Annotated in this window: 19 protein-coding genes; 18 read left to right on the top strand and 1 reads right to left on the bottom strand. The window is 65.4% G+C overall.

All coding sequences use genetic code 11. From position 1 onward, the window contains the following. Positions 1–8: 8 nt before the first annotated feature. The 13 genes from DTS01S_RS22520 (at position 9) to DTS01S_RS22460 (ending at position 14,205) form a co-directional block, all read left to right on the top strand. Positions 9–1,646, top strand: a complete 1,638-nt coding sequence (locus DTS01S_RS22520) for an efflux RND transporter periplasmic adaptor subunit (RefSeq protein WP_016451577.1) — start codon at positions 9–11, stop codon at positions 1,644–1,646. Continuing rightward, on the top strand, positions 1,643–4,813 hold the full coding sequence (locus tag DTS01S_RS22515; RefSeq protein ID WP_016451576.1) for an efflux RND transporter permease subunit: 3,171 nt from the start codon (positions 1,643–1,645) through the stop codon (positions 4,811–4,813). The genes DTS01S_RS22520 and DTS01S_RS22515 overlap by 4 nt, the downstream gene beginning before the upstream one ends. Positions 4,814–5,230: 417 nt before the next feature. Beyond that, positions 5,231–5,536: a hypothetical protein gene (locus DTS01S_RS22510; protein WP_016451575.1), complete on the top strand. Its 306-nt coding sequence runs from the start codon at positions 5,231–5,233 to the stop codon at positions 5,534–5,536. A gap of 108 nt (positions 5,537–5,644) precedes the next feature. Then, a complete protein-coding gene (locus DTS01S_RS22505) occupies positions 5,645–6,082 on the top strand; it encodes a copper-binding protein (RefSeq protein ID WP_016451574.1) in 438 nt (145 codons plus the stop codon). Positions 6,083–6,547: 465 nt separating this feature from the next. Further along, entirely contained in the window at positions 6,548–6,898 is a 351-nt protein-coding gene (locus DTS01S_RS22500; protein ID WP_012202402.1) for a DUF2958 domain-containing protein, read from the top strand. 65 nt (positions 6,899–6,963) lie between these two features. Next, positions 6,964–7,242: a hypothetical protein gene (locus DTS01S_RS22495; RefSeq protein ID WP_012202401.1), complete on the top strand. Its 279-nt coding sequence runs from the start codon at positions 6,964–6,966 to the stop codon at positions 7,240–7,242. Positions 7,243–7,952: 710 nt separating this feature from the next. Beyond that, a complete protein-coding gene (locus DTS01S_RS22490; protein WP_012202400.1) occupies positions 7,953–8,777 on the top strand; it encodes a DUF932 domain-containing protein in 825 nt (274 codons plus the stop codon). Between the two features lie 64 nt (positions 8,778–8,841). Further along, complete coding sequence (locus DTS01S_RS22485) at positions 8,842–10,905, top strand: ParB/RepB/Spo0J family partition protein (RefSeq protein ID WP_016451573.1); 2,064 nt, start codon at positions 8,842–8,844, stop codon at positions 10,903–10,905. Between the two features lie 63 nt (positions 10,906–10,968). Continuing rightward, positions 10,969–11,178 (top strand): hypothetical protein, encoded by a 210-nt coding sequence (locus DTS01S_RS22480; RefSeq protein ID WP_012202398.1) that lies wholly within the window; start codon positions 10,969–10,971, stop codon positions 11,176–11,178. Positions 11,179–11,438: 260 nt separating this feature from the next. Beyond that, a complete protein-coding gene (locus tag DTS01S_RS22475) occupies positions 11,439–11,711 on the top strand; it encodes a metal/formaldehyde-sensitive transcriptional repressor (RefSeq protein WP_012202397.1) in 273 nt (90 codons plus the stop codon). A 52-nt stretch (positions 11,712–11,763) separates the two neighbouring features. Continuing rightward, positions 11,764–12,711 carry a CDF family Co(II)/Ni(II) efflux transporter DmeF gene (gene dmeF / locus DTS01S_RS22470; protein ID WP_017405395.1) on the top strand — a complete coding sequence of 316 codons (948 nt, stop codon included), beginning with the start codon at positions 11,764–11,766 and terminating at the stop codon, positions 12,709–12,711. Then, positions 12,708–13,100 (top strand): YkvA family protein, encoded by a 393-nt coding sequence (locus tag DTS01S_RS22465; protein WP_012202395.1) that lies wholly within the window; start codon positions 12,708–12,710, stop codon positions 13,098–13,100. The genes dmeF and DTS01S_RS22465 overlap by 4 nt, the downstream gene beginning before the upstream one ends. Before the next feature lie 790 nt (positions 13,101–13,890). Then, positions 13,891–14,205 (top strand): DUF736 domain-containing protein, encoded by a 315-nt coding sequence (locus DTS01S_RS22460; protein WP_016451571.1) that lies wholly within the window; start codon positions 13,891–13,893, stop codon positions 14,203–14,205. A 364-nt stretch (positions 14,206–14,569) separates the two neighbouring features. Here the strand turns inward: DTS01S_RS22460 and DTS01S_RS22455 are convergent, their stop codons facing one another. Continuing rightward, the gene (locus tag DTS01S_RS22455; protein ID WP_012202393.1) at positions 14,570–14,863 is read right to left on the bottom strand and encodes a helix-turn-helix domain-containing protein; all 294 of its coding nucleotides are present in this window, start codon (positions 14,861–14,863) and stop codon (positions 14,570–14,572) included. Positions 14,864–15,079: 216 nt separating this feature from the next. Between DTS01S_RS22455 and DTS01S_RS22450 the strand changes: the two genes are divergently transcribed. The 5 genes from DTS01S_RS22450 to DTS01S_RS22430 all read left to right on the top strand — a co-directional run. After that, positions 15,080–15,427, top strand: coding sequence for a DUF2958 domain-containing protein (locus tag DTS01S_RS22450; protein ID WP_012202392.1), 348 nt, complete (start codon positions 15,080–15,082; stop codon positions 15,425–15,427). A gap of 343 nt (positions 15,428–15,770) precedes the next feature. Then, positions 15,771–16,544: a DUF2285 domain-containing protein gene (locus tag DTS01S_RS22445; RefSeq protein WP_016451570.1), complete on the top strand. Its 774-nt coding sequence runs from the start codon at positions 15,771–15,773 to the stop codon at positions 16,542–16,544. A gap of 83 nt (positions 16,545–16,627) precedes the next feature. Beyond that, complete coding sequence (locus DTS01S_RS22440; RefSeq protein ID WP_016451569.1) at positions 16,628–16,918, top strand: helix-turn-helix transcriptional regulator; 291 nt, start codon at positions 16,628–16,630, stop codon at positions 16,916–16,918. Between the two features lie 26 nt (positions 16,919–16,944). Next, on the top strand, positions 16,945–17,802 hold the full coding sequence (locus DTS01S_RS22435; protein WP_012202390.1) for a replication initiator protein A: 858 nt from the start codon (positions 16,945–16,947) through the stop codon (positions 17,800–17,802). A 253-nt stretch (positions 17,803–18,055) separates the two neighbouring features. Continuing rightward, a partial coding sequence (locus DTS01S_RS22430) for a nucleotide-binding protein (RefSeq protein ID WP_156493784.1) occupies positions 18,056–18,248 on the top strand: 193 nt, incomplete at its 3' end.

Here is an 18,248-nt window from a genome sequence, read left to right as displayed (position 1 = left end):
GACCTCCCATGAAAACCAAAAACCTCGTGATGGCCCTCGTCGCCGCCGGCGTGCTGGGCGCCGCCGGCTACGGCCTCTACACCCTCGGCATGCGCCACGGAGCCGACATGCCGGCCACGCCTTCGAATCCCAGTGGCATGGCATCGCCGCAAGCGGCGACTCCCGCTGTTGCTGCGCCTGCCAATGAGTCGGGCGAGGACGCCACGCGGCGGCATATCGCGGCCGGCCTCAAGGCCGGCGACGTCGATCCCGCCAATGGCAAGAAGATCCTGTACTACAACGATCCCATGGTACCGGCGAACAAGTTCGACAAGCCGGGCAAGTCACCCTTCATGGACATGATGATGTCGCCGGTCTATGCCGACGGGGATGCAGATAAGGGAAACGTCACTGTCAGCTCGCGCATCCAGCAGAACCTCGGCGTTCGCACCGCCGAAGTGACCGAAGGCACGCTGTCGCCGCAGGTGTCGGCGGTGGGCAGCATCGCCTTCAACGAGCGTGACCAGGCGATCGTGCAAGCGCGTGCCACCGGGTACGTCGAGCACCTGTACGTGCGTGCCACGCTGGACCCGGTCGCCAAGGGGCAACCGCTGGTCAGCCTCTATGTCCCGGACTGGGTTGCTGCGCAGGAAGAGTTCCTGTCAGTACGGCGCATGAAAGGCACGGACCTGGGTGGGCTGGTCGACGGTGCGCGCCAGCGCATGCGCCAGGTCGGCATGGACGATGCCCAGATCGCGCTGGTCGAGCGCAGCGGCAAGACCCAGCCACGCATCACGCTGAGCGCGCCCATCGGCGGCGTGGTGGTCGAATTGCTGGCGCGTGAAGGCATGACGGTGATGCCGGGCGCGACGCTGTTCCGCATCAACGGCTTGTCCACCGTGTGGGCCAACGCCGAGGTGCCCGAGAGCCAGGCCGCGCTGCTGCGCCCGGGCGCCAAGGTGCAGGCCCGTAGCCCGGCCGCGCCCGGCAGCAGCTTCGATGGCAAGGTGCAGGCGATCCTGCCCGAGGTGAATCCGAGCACGCGCACACTGAAGGCTCGCCTGGAGCTCGCCAATCCTGGCAGCCGGCTGGTACCGGGGATGTTCGTCACGATGAACTTCGTGGACATGCGGCCCGACAAGACGCTGCTCGTGCCCACCGAGGCGGTGATCCAGACCGGCAAACGCACGGTGGTGATCGTGGCCGAAGACAACGGGCGCTTCCGTCCGGTCGATGTCGAGGCGGGCCTGGAGAACAGTGGCCAGACCGAGATCAAGCGCGGCCTGTCGGCGGGGCAGCGCGTCGTCGTGTCCTCGCAGTTCCTGATCGACTCGGAGGCCAGCCTCAAGGGTGTCGAGGCCCGCTTGAACAGCGAGCCGGCCGTGGTTGCCCCAGCTTCGCCTTCGGCCCCGGTGGCCGCCAGCGCGCCACGGCATGTCGGTGAGGCCAAGGTCGTCAGCGTCGGCAAGGACGCGTTGACCCTGTCGCACGGCGCCATTCCCACAATGAAGTGGGGCCCGATGACGATGGACTTCAAACTGCCGCCCGACGGCGCGGCGCGCAACGTGCAGGTCGGTGATCGCGTGCGCTTCGAGTTCTTCATGGGCGCGGACGACCTGCCGCAGCTCACGCACGTCACGCCGATGGCGGCCGGAGGCAAGCCATGATCGCCAAGCTGATCCGCTGGTCCATCGCCAACCGCTTCCTCGTGCTGCTGGCCACCTTGGCACTCAGCGCCTGGGGCATCTATGCGGTACAGCGAACGCCGCTGGACGCGCTGCCCGACCTGTCGGACGTGCAGGTCATCATCCGCACCACCTATCCGGGCCAGGCGCCGCGCATCGTCGAGAACCAGGTCACGTACCCGTTGACGACGACGATGCTCTCGGTGCCGGGCGCAAAGGCGGTGCGCGGCTACTCGTTCTTTGGCGACTCCTTCGTCTACGTGCTGTTCGAGGACGGGACCGACCAATATTGGGCGCGCTCCCGCGTCCTCGAATACCTCAACCAGGTGCAGTCGAGGTTGCCGGCCCAGGCTAAGGCCTCGCTCGGTCCGGACGCTTCCGGCGTGGGCTGGATCTACGAGTACGCACTGGTCGACCGCAGCGGCAAGATGGACATCTCGCAACTGCGCGCCCTGCAGGACTGGTTCCTCAAGTACGAGCTCAAGACCGTGCCCGACGTGGCCGAGGTTGCCTCGGTAGGCGGCATGGTGCGCCAGTACCAGATCGTGCTTGATCCGGACAAGCTCGCGGCCTACGGCATCCCGCACACCAAGGTCGTGGAGGCGATCCAGCGCGCGAACCAGGAGACCGGCGGCTCGGTGCTCGAACTCGGCGAGGCCGAATACATGGTGCGCGCCTCGGGCTACCTGGGGAGTCTTGAGGATTTTAGGAAGGTGCCGCTGATGACGACAGCCGCCGGCGTATCAGTGCGCCTGGGCGACGTGGCCCGGGTGCAGATCGGTCCGGAGATGCGCCGCGGTATCGGCGAACTCAATGGCGAGGGCGAAGCCGTCGGCGGCGTGATCGTCATGCGCTCAGGCAAGAACGCGCTGCAGACCATTGCCGCGGTCAAGGACAAGCTCAAGGGCCTGGCGTCCAGCTTGCCGCGGGGCGTGGAGATCGTGCCGGTGTACGACCGCTCCGGGCTGATCGAACGCGCGGTCGACAACCTCACGCACAAGCTGATCGAGGAGTTCATCGTCGTCGCGGTGGTCTGCTTCATCTTCCTGTTCCACCTGCGCTCGGCGCTGGTCGCGATCATCTCTCTGCCCCTGGGCATCCTGGCGGCGTTCATCGTGATGCACTACCAGGGCGTCAACGCCAACATCATGTCGCTGGGGGGTATCGCGATCGCCATCGGTGCGATGGTCGACGCGGCGGTGGTGATGATCGAGAACGCCCACAAGCATCTGGAGCACTGGAGCCATGAGCACCCCGGCGAGGTGCTCGAAGGGCCGGCCCGGTGGCGGGTCATCGGTGACTCGGCGGCGGAGGTGGGGCCGGCGTTGTTTTTCTCGCTGCTGATCATCACGCTGTCCTTCGTGCCTGTGTTCACGCTGGAAGCGCAGGAGGGACGCCTGTTCTCGCCGCTGGCGTTCACCAAGACCTACGCCATGGCGGCTGCGGCCGGCCTGTCGGTGACCTTGATTCCGGTGCTCATGGGCTACCTGATCCGTGGCCGCATCCCCGATGAGAAAAACAATCCACTCAATCGCCTGTTGATCGCGGTCTACCGGCCGCTGCTCGACAGGGTGCTGCGCGCCCCAAAGCTCACGCTCGTGGTGGCGGTCGTGGTGCTGGCCACCAGCCTGTGGCCGCTGCAGCACATCGGCGGCGAGTTCATGCCGCGGCTGGACGAAGGTGACCTGCTGTACATGCCTTCGGCGCTGCCGGGACTGTCGGCAGGAAAGGCGGGAGAGCTGCTGCAGCAGACCGACCGCCTGATCAAGACGGTGCCGGAGGTCGCGAGCGTCTACGGCAAGGCCGGCCGCGCGGAGAGCGCCACCGACCCCGCTCCGCTGGAGATGTTCGAGACGACGATCCAGTTCAAGCCGCGCGACCAGTGGCGCGCCGGCATGACGACCGACAAGCTGGTCGAGGAACTTGACCGCATCGTCAAGGTGCCGGGCCTGTCCAACATCTGGGTGCCGCCGATCCGCAACCGCATTGACATGCTGGCCACGGGCATCAAGAGCCCTGTGGGGGTTAAGGTCGCGGGCACCGACCTAGCAACCATCGATCGCATCACCGCAGAGATCGAACGCACGCTCAAGGACGTGCCCGGCGTCAGCAGCGCTTTGGCCGAGCGGCTCACGGGTGGGCGCTATGTGGATGTGAACATCCGGCGCGACGATGCGGCCCGCTACGGCCTGAACATCGCCGACGTGCAGTCGGTGGTCTCGTCCGCCGTGGGCGGCGAGAACATCGGCGAGACGGTGGAAGGCCTGCAGCGCTTCCCGATCAACCTGCGCTACCCGCGCGAGATGCGCGATTCGCTGGAAAAACTGCGCTCCCTGCCCGTCGTGACCGAGCGCGGCCAGCGCCTGGTGCTGTCCGACGTGGCCGACATCCGCATTGCCGACGGGCCGCCGATGCTGCGCAGCGAGAACGCGCGCCTGTCGGGCTGGGTGTACGTCGACATCCGGGACCGCGACCTGCGCTCCGCGGTGCAGGACATGCAGCAGGCCGTGGCCAAGCAGGTAAAGCTGCCGCCGGGCTACTCAATCTCCTGGTCGGGACAGTTCGAGTTCCTGGAGCGGGCCACCGCCAAGCTCAAGGTAGTGGTGCCCTTCACGCTGCTCATCATCTTCGTGTTGCTGTACCTGACCTTCGGCGCGTTCGGTGAAGCGCTTCTGATCATGGCTGCGCTCCCATTCGCGCTGGTGGGCGGCATCTGGCTGCTGTACCTGCTGGGCTACAACCTGTCGATCGCGGGTGCGGTGGGCTTCATCGCACTGGCTGGCGTGTCCGCCGAATTCGGCGTGATCATGCTGCTGTACCTCAAGAACGCCTGGCAGGAGCGAGTCGGCCGCGGCACGACCAGCGAGGCCGATCTGCTGAATGCCATTCGCGAGGGCGCCGTGCTGCGCGTGCGGCCCAAAGCGATGACGGTGGCCGTCATCCTGGCCGGCCTGCTGCCGATCATGTGGGGCACGGGCACCGGCTCCGAGGTGATGCAGCGCATCGCCGCGCCGATGGTGGGAGGGATGGTCACGGCCCCGTTGCTGTCGATGTTCGTCATTCCCGCGGCCTACCTGTTGATGCGGCGGCCGCGCGAGCGCAAGGCATCGCGGCGGATGTTCTGGAGGCGTCGTCATGCGGCCACTTGAACGCTCCGGTGGCGGCCGCGCATGGGGTGCGGCGGTGCTTTGCCTGTCGCTGCTGCTGGGCACAGCGACACGCGCTGCCGTTTCCGCCCAGGAGATTCAGCACGCCGGCCCGGTGATGACGGCAATGGTGGCCTCGCGCCCGTTGCCCAGCAGCGCCGACGATTGCCAGGTATGCCCGGCTTGTGCCATCGCACCGGCACCAGCGGCTCACGCATTCACCGGCGAATGCGAAGCGCGAGAGCAGGCTCCGGTGGCCTGGCTCGCGCTTGCGACGGTGGCGCCGGCGCCGACCTGGTTCTTTGATGCGGGAGGCGGTCGACTGCGATGGCCTGTACGCCTAGCGTTCTGCCGGTGGCTGGATTGATCCGATGAGGCTCCTCTCGGACTTTTTGGATCAACCAACCTTGGAAAACCATCATGAAAAAATCACTGCTCCCCCTCATCGCCGCCCTGGCGCTGGGCGCTTCTCTGCCTGCACTGGCCGGCCCCGACTTCCAGGCCATCGAGAAGGCACGCGCAGCCAAACAGGCGGCAGCAGCATCGCAAACGGCCAGTACCACCCGAGTCGACGGCACCACAGGTCAGCGGGTGAACTGCCCGACCGACCCGCTGGTGCTGCCGCTGGATCACGGCCCGCGTGCCCAAACGACGCCTGGAGAAAACCGGATGCGCAAGGCGCGTTACGAGGCCCAGGTCAAGGCATGCACGAACCCCGGGTCGTGAGCACCAGCCCATGACTCTCCAACGCTGGCCATTCCCAGTGGCCGCGTTCCATCCGGGGCCTGCCAGAAGGCCGGCCCCATTTTTAAAGCTCAGAAAAGGAAATCCATCATGAAACTCGTCTCAACCGCAACGCTGATCGCCGCCTTGGCGTTTTCTGCTGCCACCTTCGCCCAATCCGGCGACATGGGCAGCATGAAGATGGAGGGTAAGGGCATGCAGGAGTGCATGGACATGAAGGGGATGAAGGGCATGGACATGAAGGACATGGATGCCAAGAAGTGCCAGGACATGATGAAAGGCATGGACGCCAAAGGCACCGCCAAGTCCGCGGCCCATGAGGCCGATGCCGTGGTGAAGGAATTTGACGCGGTCCAGGGCAAGGTCACCCTTGCGCATGGCCCCGTCAAGAGCCTGGGGTGGCCCGCGATGACCATGGCGTTTGGCGTCAAGGACAAGGCCCTGTACGACAAACTCGCCGTGGGCGCGAAAGTCCACGTCGGGTTCAAGAAAGAGGGTGACGGCTACGTCGTGACCTCGGTCAAATAACGCGCCGCAGACGATGTGAGCCTGCGACTACGGTGAACGCGCACGCGTTTCGTAGTCGCATCCTTCCTGCAAATTGATCAAGGTGATCAGCATCGTCACCCAAGGCGTTTTTCTGTTTCACCGCAGATGCAGGGCGATCCCGGCCACTGGAGCATGGCCGGCCACGCTGTCGTGCTGCGCATTGAACCCCTGCGGGTTTCGCCCCATGCGGGCTCTCATCGCTGACACCTCCGGCCCAACTTGCTGACCAGGGCCTGCGCGCTGCGCTTGCCAAGACCGGGTGTAGCTGGATGGTGGGGTGTGGCGGCTTGCTGTCTCCCCATGGTGCCACGGCGTTCGCGCCGTAAAGGGCGGCGCGCCATGGGCGCTTGCGGCCTGCGGCCGTCGTGCCCCTTGACGGCTTGCGCTGCGCCGTGACCCGCAGGGGCTGGGCAATTCCGCCCGGCATCCTTTCAGGAGTTCAGCATGAACTACGCATTCATCACCGACGAGCAGCGTGCGCTGCTGCTGGCCAACGGCCGCGCATCCTTGGAGAACCCGGACTTCGATCCGGCGCCCGTAGTCAAGCTGTTCACGCCCGATGCGGGCGCGACCTGGCTGCTGACCGAGATTGATCCCGACGACCACGACCACGTCTTTGGTCTTTGCGACCTAGGCCTGGGGATGCCGGAAATCGGCTGGGTCAGCCTGGGCGAGCTGGCAGCGGTGCGCGGGCGGCTGGGGTTGCCGATCGAGCGTGACCTGTCTTTCCGCGCCGAGAAGCGGTTGAGCGCCTATGCGCGCGATGCGCGCTTGGCCGGGCGGATCGCTGTCTGACCTGGCCTTGGGAGCGCCGCAAGGCGCTCCTTGTGCTTTCTCGACCATCGAAGGAGATCAATGCCATGAGCAGCCATCACGACTACATCATCGAAATCACGGCGCAGCACGATGCGCTCAAGCCGTTCGCGCCGGAGAACGGCCAGCCCTTGCGCTTCAAGATCGGCGACGCGGTGATCTACACCAACGAGTACGGCGCACAGTTCCGGCGCCGCGTCACCGGGTTCTACCAGCCCACCGGGCTGTCGGGTCTGTACGCGCGCGGTGCGCGATACCTGCTGGACTCGTCATCGCCGTGGATGCCGGTTGCGGAATCCAGCCTGCGTCCTGACGACTCGGCATGATGCCTACGCGCCCCTGACGGGGCGCTGCGCGCTTCGCTTGCCTCCAGGGGAAAGCCCTGCGGGCTATCCCCGCCGCGCGATGCTTGGCACCCCTCAAAGACCGCCGAACCGGCTGCGCCGGATCGGCCAGACAACATCAGCCGCAGATCGACGATGCCTCGCGTTTGCTCATCCTGATCCAGTTGTTCATTCCACTTTGAAGGCTGGGCGTCCCCGGCCACCTGGGAGATAGCCGGTCGCGCTGTCGTGCGCGTGGCGCATCGAGCCGCCTGCGGCGTCTCGCCCCTTCGGGCTTCCATCGTTCCCTCGCTCCGCTCGGCTGACGCCTCCGGCCCGGCTTCCAGCTTCGGGCCTGCGCGCTTCGCTTGCCGTGCGGTCGGTGTGTAGGGACGGCCGTTGCCATGTCCAGCCGTCTTCCCTGACTTCATCACCTTCACCGCGACTGTAGCCCGCGGCTGTGTGCCGTCAAGGCGCGCAGGGCCGTGTCCTCGGCTGCGCCTGCGGGCCGCACCAACCCTGCGCTTGTCTCCTTGACGGCCCCCGTCCGCGCGCTCCTGACCGTCGCGGGCGATGAACTCAGGAAGGACGGTGGCAACAGGGCCAACCGGGTTCCTCGTGCCGACCGCACCGAACAGCCGAAAGGCTGGGCTCCGAATCTAGGAATCCGGTGTGCGGTTTTCTTCAACAGCCTTTTTGTTCAGGAGAACGACATGCTTGCAACCCGTTTCGCTTCCCACTCCCCGGCGCTGCGCAGCGGCTACCCGCTGTCCGATGACCAGATTCGCAGGGTGGCCCCGTCCATCTTCGCGGATGCACCGCATGAGAGCCGTTCCGAGCGGTACGCCTATATCCCCACCGCCGCCGTGCTGACCGAACTGCGCAAAGAGGGGTTTCAACCCTTCATGGTGACGCAGACCCGCGTGCGCGATGAAGGCAAGCGCGAGCACACGAAACACATGCTGCGCCTGCGCCATGCCAGCCAGATCAACGGCGCGGAAGCTAACGAAATCGTGCTGCTGAACTCCCATGACGGCACGAGCAGCTACCAGATGCTGGCCGGAATGTTCCGCTTCGTGTGCAGCAATGGGCTGGTGTGCGGTGACACCGTGGCCGATGTGCGCGTACCCCACAAAGGCAACGTGGCCGGGCACGTCATCGAAGGCGCTTATGAGGTGTTGAGCGGCTTCGAGCGGGTGAAGGAATCGCGCGACCTGATGCGCGGCATCACCTTGGACGATGGCGAATCGGAGGTGTTCGCCCGTGCTGCGCTGGCGTTGAAGTACGACGACCCGGACAAGCCAGCGCCTGTCACCGAATCGCAAATTCTGATGCCGCGCCGCTTCGACGACCGCCGCCCGGACTTGTGGAGCGTGTTCAACCGCACTCAAGAAAACCTCACCAAAGGCGGCCTGTCCGGGCGCAGCACCAACGGACGCAGGCAGCAGACCCGCCCCGTGCAGGGCATTGATTCCGACATTCGGCTGAACCGTGCCCTGTGGCTGCTGGCCGATGGTATGCGCCAGCTTAAGGCTTGAACCGTTCCCCCGCCGGAGGGGCGGTTCCCCTCCATTTCCTTGTTTCACTTATTGGAGATTCACCATGAACGCCGTTACCACTACCGAAGCCCGCGCCGTCCACACCGCAGCCAGCAGCGCAGCGAACGTGCTGCAAGCCGCCGACCCGAGCAAGCACATGATTCTGGTTCCGCTGTCGCGGCTGGTGCTGCGCCCCACGGGCCGCAATGTGCGCAAGACCCCGCGCATGTCCATCCCCGAACTGGCCGCGAGCATCCAGCGCGTTGGCCTGCTGCAAAACCTGATCGTGATTCCCGCCGCTGATGGCGAGCATTACGAGGTGGTGGCCGGTGGCCGACGCCTTGCAGCCCTCAAGCTGCTGGCGAAGAAACACCGCATCGCCAAGGATTGGGAGGTGCCTTGCCTGCAGGTGGCCGATGGCACGGCCCGCACGGCCAGCCTCACCGAAAACGTGCAGCGCGAAGCCATGCACCCCGCAGATCAGTTTGAAGCGTTTGCGGCATTGGTGGCCGAGGGCCGGCCCATCGAGGACATTGCGGCGGATTTCTCCGTCACGCCGCTGGTGGTGCAGCGCCGCTTGAAGCTGGCGAATGTCTCGCCCCGCCTGATGGCCGACTATCGCGCCGATGCCGTGACGCTGGATCAGTTGATGGCGCTGTCCATCACCGACGACCACGCCGCGCAGGAGGCCGCGTTCTATGATGCGCCACAGTGGCAGCGCAACCCGTCCAACTTGCGCGAGCGGCTGACCGAGCGCGAGATTGGGGCATCGCATCCGCTGGTGCGCTTTGTCGGGTTGGACACCTACGAGCAGGCAGGCGGAGGCATCCGCCGCGACCTGTTCGCGGAAGGCGATGCGGGCGTGTACCTCAACGATGCCGCTCTGCTGGAAACGCTGGTGCGCCAGAAGCTGGCGAGCATTGCCGACACAATCCGCACCGAGGGCTGGGCATGGGTGGATGCCACGCCGGGCGTGACCCATGCCGACCTGCACGCCTTTCAGCGTGCGCCGAGGGAGCGCCGCGCACCGGGCAAGCGCGACGCACAGCGCATCGAGAAGTTGCAGGCCAAGATGCAGGAAGTGGCCGAAGCCATTGATGCCGCGATGGACGCCGACGACGAGGACAAGGCCGAAGCCTTGCAGGAAGAAGGCGAGCGCCTGGGCGAGCAGTTGCAGGCATTGGAGGATGGCTTGCTGGACTATGCCGCGAGCGTGAAGGCCGCAGCCGGTGCCATCGTCACCATCGACCGCAACGGCGAAGCCGTCATTCATCGCGGGTTGCTGCGCGAAGCCGAGGCCAAGGCGCTGCGCACGCTGGAGAAGCTGCGCCAAGGTTTTAGCGGCGCGGAAATCGAAGGCGACGACGACGGCGAAGATGCCGACGAAGCACCCAAGGCCGCAGCCATGTCCGACCGGCTGGCCCAACGCTTGAGCGCCCACCGCACCGCCGCGCTGCAAACCGAAGTCGCCCGGCATCCGCAGGTGGCGCTGGCGGCGCTGGTGCATGGCATGGTGCAAACCATCTTGCAGGGCAGTCACTACGGCCACGATCTGCCGCTGGGGGTTCGCCTCACGGTGCAGGACAGGCTGGAAGGCATGGCCCCGGACTGGCCGGAATCGCCTGCTGCTGTGGCTCTGCACGAGGCGCAGCAGGCATGGGGCGAGAAGCTGCCCGAGGACAGCGCCGAACTGTTCGCTGCGCTGCTGGCGATGGAGCAAGGCGAACTGGTCAAGCTGCTGGCCGTGTGCGTGGCTTCGACGGTGGACGTGGTGACGCCGCGTGCCACGGTGCAGCAGCCGGGCGCGGAACTAGCGCAGGCCGTGGGGCTGGACATGGCCGCGTGGTGGCAGCCGACTGCCGAGGGGTATTTCCGGCATGTTCCAAAGGCCGTGATTCTGCGAGCCGTGGGCGAGTACGCGCCCGAGCACGTCACCCGGTTGGCAAAGCTGAAGAAAGCCGACATTGCCAGCGAAGCCGAACGACTGGCCGATGGTACGGGCTGGATGCCCGCCATCTTCAAGGCCATAGGCTCGCAGGGAGCTGCGCAGGAGGAAGGCCCGGAACAGGACGCCCCGGAGGATGCCGAGGTAATGGCGGATGAACCCGCCGAGGCGCTGGCTGCTTGACCCGCGCCAATGGCAATCGCCCCGGCCTTGACCGGGGCGCTTCGCTGGAAGGAGAACCGCCCCATGACCCGCACCACGACCAGCCGCCCGCGCATGGCGGCGATCTACGCGCCCGGCACGGTGCGCGCCCGCCGCTGGCGCGGCGATGGCGACGTGTGCGGCTACCTCCCGCCCTCGGGCTGGACGACGCGCGCCGACCTCGCCGACATTCACCCCATCACGGGACGCGCCTTGCCGCGCGCCGTGTGGTGGCTCATCAAAACGAAGGAATAACCGCGATCAGCACCGCGCCCAGGCCGTTCCGTCCTGGGCGCGGTAAAAGCCCAATCCGGGCGCGGCGGTGGCCGCGCCCGGTGTTGAAGGCCCAACAGCTCCATCAGAACGCCGCCGCCTTCGCTGGCACTCAGGCGGCGGCGTTGAAATTGCCGGGCGTCACGCCCGGCAACGCGCTGTCGGGTTTTCCGGCTGCGCCTCATGCCGTCTTTGCTGTTGTTATAATATAGCCCCCTAGACTATATTAATTGTCGGCTGTCATGTCCCATACCTCTCGCCAGAAAGACAAGCTGGTCGCCCGTGTTCGCCGCATCAAAGGGCAGTTGGAAGGCATCGAGCGCGCTTTGGAATCAGACGCGGCGTGCGTGGAAGTGCTACGCCAGATCGCGTCAGTGCGCGGCGCGGTCAATGGCCTGACCGCCGAGGTGATGGAAGACCATTTGCGCGAGCACGTCCTGGAAGTTGAAACGGACAAGGAGCGCCGCCAGGGCGGCGAGGAAATGGTCGAGGTCATCCGAGCCTACATGAAATAAACCCGCCGCCCGCCGGCGACCTTTTCCAGATGACAGGGACTCCCCGATGACAATGACCTATACCCCCTCGGCCTCAGGCCACGACCATTTCTTTCTCGGCAGCGACCACCAGCGCAATGAGCGCAAGGTGTGGCTGGTGATCGCTCTCACGGCCAGCATGATGCTGGTGGAAATCGTGGCCGGTTCGATCTACGGCTCCATGGCGCTGGTGGCCGATGGATGGCATATGTCCACCCATGCGGGCGCGATGCTGATTACCGCGCTGGCCTACCGCTTTGCGCGCCAGCATGTGGGCAATCCGCGCTTTACCTTCGGCACGGGCAAGCTCGGCGATCTGGCCGGCTTCGCCAGCGCGATCGTCCTGGCCTTGATTGCCCTGCTGATCGCTTGGGAAAGTCTGGTACGGCTCACCCAACCCATCCATATCGACTTTAACCAGGCGATCGCCGTGGCTGTCGTGGGCCTGGGCGTCAACCTGGTCTGCGCTTGGCTGCTGAAGGACGACCATGCGCATCACGGTCACAATCATGGACATCACCACCACGATCACGACCATCATGTGCCAGGCAAGAGCCGCGACAACAATCTGCGCGCCGCGTACATCCATGTGTTGGCCGATGCGCTGACATCCGTATTCGCCATCGTCGCGCTGCTGCTCGGCCGCAGCTACGGCTGGCTGTGGGCTGATCCGGTCATGGGTGTGGTGGGCGCGCTGGTGATTGCCCGCTGGTCATGGGGGCTGATCCGGGACTCCGGCAGCGTGTTGCTCGATGCGGCAGTCGAGGGCGAGGAAGTGCGGCAGGAGATTCGGGAGGCCGTGGAGCCGACGGGAAGCGAGGTTACAGATCTGCATGTCTGGCAGGTGGGGCCAGGGCATTTCGCGGCCATCGTCTCACTGGTGGCTCGGGAGCCCCAGGAGCCCGCGCACTACAAGGCACTGCTCGCGCATATTCACGAACTGTCGCATGTCACGATCGAAGTGCAGCGCGGGGCCGCATGAGCATCGGCGTCACCTTGAAGGCTTGGGCCAGGCGGATCAAGCGTGATGGCGTGACGCTGTGGTTTGCCGGCAAGCATCCCGGCACGCCTTGGTATGCCAAGGCGCTGGGGCTGTTCGTGGTGGCCTATGCGCTCAGTCCCATTGACCTGATTCCAGACTTCATTCCGGTGCTGGGTTATGTGGACGATGTGATCTTGTTGCCCGTGCTGATCTGGTTGACTGTGAAGCTGCTGCCATCCGATGTGCTGGCGCAATGCCGTATTCAGGCCGATGAATGGATGCTGGCGGAAGGCGCCAAGCCGCGGAGCCGGTTCGGGGCAGTGATGATCGTGGCGCTGTGGCTGGTGATGGGGGTGGCATTGTGGTTCTGGCTCATGCCGCATCTTTAGTTTTTCCTGAGGGCATATTGAATGGCATGGGCGTGTCGGCGCGAAGCGCCGCCGGGCTTTCGAGCTGCGTCCCGTGCTTCGTGCCGAATTACGGCCATTCGGCTTCAATCCCTCACGCCTTCGCGCCTGCGCTTGCCTCCTGAGGATCGGCGCAAGGCTCATCCCTGCCGCGCGGTGCTTGACGCCCGTCGAATACCGCCGAACCGGCAACGCCGGATCGGCCAAGCCGGCGCCCCCGCCGCGATGGGCGGGGAACTGGCGAATACGCTGGAGCTTGCTGCGGCAGGTTGTACGGATGCGTGCCGTCCCCGACGCTGACGGTTCCTGCCCATCACGTTACGAAGGACGGTTCACGGGCATCCCGCCCGGCATCGCTATGGAGCTTCCATGCCACGCCTCAAGACTGGCGCCGCAAGGTGTGACCGGGGCGTTCTCGCCCGTCATTGGGGTGTTGACCTGGCCCGCGTCTGGGAGCGAGCCAGTGCAGCGTTCGTGCGGGGATGCCGAGTCAGCCCTGTCTCCTTTCGAAGCGGTTCGGCCCAAGGCGTCCTTGTCTTGTTGTGAATCCTGGCGGTGGCACGGCTGCGCCTCGGGCTTTATGGCTGCAACCGTCCGGCGAAAACAATTTCCCCCTGCGCTGCGCGCATTCCTCGCGGGACAAATTCTTTTCGCCTCCCGGTTCTCCACTGCGTTGCGACCGCAAGCGGTGCAGCCAGCCCGTCTCCCGCCGGTCGGATCACAACAAGGACGCGATGGGCGCGAACCTTGTTCAATCGTAAGGAGATTCATCATGGCAACCATCGGCACCTTCACCGCGGACAAAGACGGCTTCACCGGCACGCTGCGCACCCTGACCCTCAACGTCAAGGCCAAGCTGGTTCCCAACGACAAGGGGGACAACGAACACGCCCCCGACTTCCGCGTGCAGGCGGCGGGCTTCGACATCGGCGCGGCGTGGAAGAAAGTCAGCAAGGCCGAACGGCCCTACGTGTCCGTGACCCTCGACGATCCTTCGTTCCCAGCAACGGTCTATGCCCGGCTGATCGAGGAAGAGGACGGCACGCACACGCTGATCTGGTCGCGCAGCAAGCCCCAGGCGGCCTGATGGCCGCCAGCGCCCCGCCCACGCGGCGGGGCGCCGTGCCGCTTTCGCAGAGCTGCATGGAAGCCTGGTCATTGCAGGAGCGTGGCCCATGTTGGGCCGCTTCTGTTGAGGCATGGGGCGAGTCTGCGGCTGCAAGAACGGCCGGGCGTGTCGGTGCCTTGCACCGCCGGGCTTAGCTGGCTGCGCCCCGTGCCGTCTTTGTCGTCACGGCCATTCGGCGCCAATCCCTCACGCCTTCGCGCCTGCGGCGCTGCGCGCGTCGCTTGCTCCAGGGGATCGGCGCAAGGCCCATCCCCGCCGCGCTGCACTTGGCGCCCCTTGAACACCGCCGAACCGGCTTGCGCCGGATCGGCCGGGCCAGCGCCTACGGCGGGGCCGCCGCTGCGAGCTGGCTTTCAGCCTCGCTCATTAGCACTGCCGTGCTGCATTCGAGCGCGCCAGCGATCTTGAAAATGATCGCCAGCGTGGGCATGTGCTCGCCGCGCTCGATCTTCCCCATGTGGGAACGCTCGATGCCGGCCTGGTGTGCCAGCGATTCCTGCGCGATGCCGCGCTCCATCCGCAGAGCACGCACCGCCGCGCCGAAGGCGTGGGCCAGCTCGGCGTCATGGGTGGTGGAGCCGGCCGGTCGGCCGCGCTGGACGGTTCGCTTCTGCATAGACAGAAGCGTCAATTCGCAGCACAATTAAAACCACGTTATCTTTAACTCATTCATTCCGAATCAATCCTTTTTCGTGCTTCTACGTCTTTACAGAAATACGCATTTGCGGTTTTTCACGGAAGCACAAAACCGAATCCGTGCATTTCCTCAAATCCGCCGATACGGCTTTACGCTTTCACGCTTCGGTGGATTTGTTCCAAGAAAGGGCTGCCCATGAACCGACTCATCACCGAGGACGAGCGCAGGCAGTTGCTGGCCCACGGCCAGAATCGCGCCGCTGGCGGCTCCATCGACCCGTTGCCCGTGGTGCGGTTGTTCACGCCGGACGCGCATCTCACTTGGCTGCTGGCCGCGCTCGATCCGGCCGATGGCGATACGGCCTTTGGCCTGATCGACCTGGGGCTGGGAATGCCCGAGCTGGGCACCGTGAAGCTGTCCGATCTGGAATCCATCGTCGGGCCACGCAAGCAGCCCGTGATGCGGGATCGGTATTTTCAGGCGGCACGCCCGCTGTCGGAATATCTGCGGCTGGCCCAGGAGAATGGTTCCATCCTCGATTGAACCGTTCGCACTGCGGCCAAGCGGGGCGTATTGGGACTATTTCAGTCTTATTCCAGACCTGTCCGGTCTGAATCCGCACTCTTGCATTCAACCCGTGCTGGTGTGACCCAATCAGTCACGATCTTTTATGCGGGTACGGGCACGGTGTTTTGTGCCGCATGACGTTGTCGGGTCGGGCGGTCGTCGCATTCGGACGGGATTCGCAATACACCGGAGCCAATCAGTCTTGACACCGCATGTTACATGCTTGAATTGATGCAGATGATGGTTTTGATCTGGATGCGATAGCTTCGTTTTGATCGGCCCGTGGCGACGTTCCTGCTGTTCGACAGGAGCTTTCGTCATGGTCAGCCCTCACCATTTCCCGCACTGGTATCCCACCGCCGCCTACCTCTACGTTCTGCGGCTCGATGCACTCGCACTGGCCTGGGAGTACCTGCGGCGCCATCCCGACTACCGGCTCGACTGGCTGCACCGTCATCGCCGGCCGCAGGCGGCACAGCACGCGGCGCATCGCTGGGGCTTACGCCTGCTGGAAGACCCAGCCTTGGATGCGCGCGACGCGCATCCGGCCTGGCTCCCCGGCCATGCCGGCGTGGTGCAGCTCTACCCCGATGCCGACCCACCGCAGAATGCCACCGCCTTCGCGTTCTGGCGCATCCCTGGTCACAAGCAATTGATCCACGATGGCAAGCGGCTGGTGCTGATCGCGCGCAGCCCTGGCCATTGCCTGCGCTTCGCGCTGGCACCCGGCCTGGAGGACGGCATGGCTGTCGCCTATGCCCATCACGGCGGTGCTGCCGCACCTGCACGCGGCCATGCGCCCGGTGCGGCGCTGGCCAATGCTCGGCCCCGGCCATCGCATTCGGCCTTGCTGGAACTGCACACCTTGCAGGCGCTCGACGCAACCCTGGCGGGTGCGTCCTTGCGCGATGTGGCCGAAGGCTTGTTCGGCGTGGATGCCGCAGCCGGTTGGTACAGCGACGGCGGCCTGCGCTCCAAGGTGCGCCGCCTGACGCGGCGCGGCGATGCGCTGATGCGCGGCGGCTATCGCCGCCTAGCACAGCTTGCGCCGCTTGAGAAGGGTCGTTTTGAAGGCCACGCAAAACGACCCTGAGCAAGAGAGCTTCATTTTCTGAGACTGCCTCCATCCGGTTGCGCTGTGTGGCCGGAGCCCTGCAACCGATGGAGGTTCTCACCATGCGTCCTGCTCCCTTGCGGCCTGCCGCCGCTCCCGCAACCACCTCGGCCGCTGTCGCGCAACCGCAGCGTTATCTCACCAACGACGAAGCCGCCGACTACCTGCGACTGTCACCGCGCACGCTGGAAAAGCAGCGCGTGCTGGGCGGCGGCCCCAAGTTCCGCAAATTCGGCCGCCGCGTCATGTACGCCGTGGCCGATCTCGATGCCTGGGCTTCCGAGCGCAGCTTCGAGAGCACATCCGATCCCGAGTACGCCGAGCAGCATTCGGCGGACAGCCGTGCGCGCTGACCGCTGGCGCGCGGGTGGCTTTCGCCATGTCCAGCCCTGCGCTGCCGTCCCGGCAGCGGCTCGTGCCAGAGCGCGAACAGCTCGACCTGTTCCGTGCCCTGCCGGGCGACATGGCGCCGCGCGACAGCCAGGATTTGATGGCCTTTCCGTTCTTCTCGCTGGCGAAGTCGCGGCGCGTGGCGCCGATCGACTTCCGCGCCAGCGGCATCACGATCCGCGTGGAGGGAACGCAGGAGCATGGCATCGCCACGATTTGGGATGCAGATGTGCTCATTTGGGCGGCTTCGCAGATTGTGGAGGCGCGCGACGCGGGCTTGCGTCCATCGCGGCTCATGCAGGCCACGCCCTACGAGATCCAGCGATTCATTGGGCGCGGTACGTCGCTGCGCGACTACCAGCGCCTCAAGGCGGCCTTGGATCGCCTGCAATCCACGACGGTGGCCACGTCCATTCGGGAGACCACGGGAAGACGGCTGCACCGCTTCTCGTGGATCAACGAATGGAAGGAACTGGCCGATACCAAGGGCACGCCCTTAGGGCTGGAGCTGATCCTGCCGGACTGGTTTTACGCGGGCGTCATGGATGCCGCGCTGGTGCTGACCATCGACCCAGCGTATTTCCGGCTCACGGGCGGCATCGAGCGATGGCTGTACCGGCTGGTGCGCAAACACGGCGGGCGACAGCCGGGTGGTTGGCAATTCGATTTCCGACACCTGTATCGGAAATCGGGCAGTGCCACGCGCTTCTCAGACTTCGCCTACGACCTGCGCGCACTGGTCGCGCGGCAGTCGCTGCCCGGCTACGTCCTAGGCATCGAGCGGATGCCGGACAACAGCGCCGAGCTGCTGACCTTCCGGCCCGTGCCGTTCGCGGCACGGGGATAAACGGTGCGCAGCTTGTGGACGGGCTCGTGCTATCAGGAGTACGAGGTATCGTGCTATCGGGAGTACGACTCTCGTGCTATCAGGAGTACGGATCGGCCGCAAAGCCAATAACGGCGCGGGTTTCGGCCTCCCCTAACTTCCCTAACTTAAAACATCTAACTGGTAGTAGAAGCGCCGCACCTCGGTGGAAAACCGCCACGCGGCGCGAAGCACAGCGGCAACAACCGGGCTTTCCAACAGGGAGGGCCAGGCCATGATCGTCGCGCTGCTCAACCAGAAAGGCGGCGTCGGCAAAACCACGCTGGCTACCCACATCGCTGGCGAGCTGGCGATGCGCGGCCAACACGTCGTGTTGCTGGACGCCGACCCGCAAGGCTCCGCGCTGGACTGGACGCAGCGCCGCAGCCAGCAAGGTTTGCCAAGGCTGTTCAGCGCCGTGGGCCTCG

The sequence above is a fragment of the Delftia tsuruhatensis NBRC 16741 genome, from assembly GCF_001571325.1.
Classification (GTDB): Bacteria; Pseudomonadota; Gammaproteobacteria; order Burkholderiales; family Burkholderiaceae_C; genus Comamonas; species Comamonas tsuruhatensis.
This window is presented reverse-complemented; position numbering and strand designations above follow the sequence as displayed.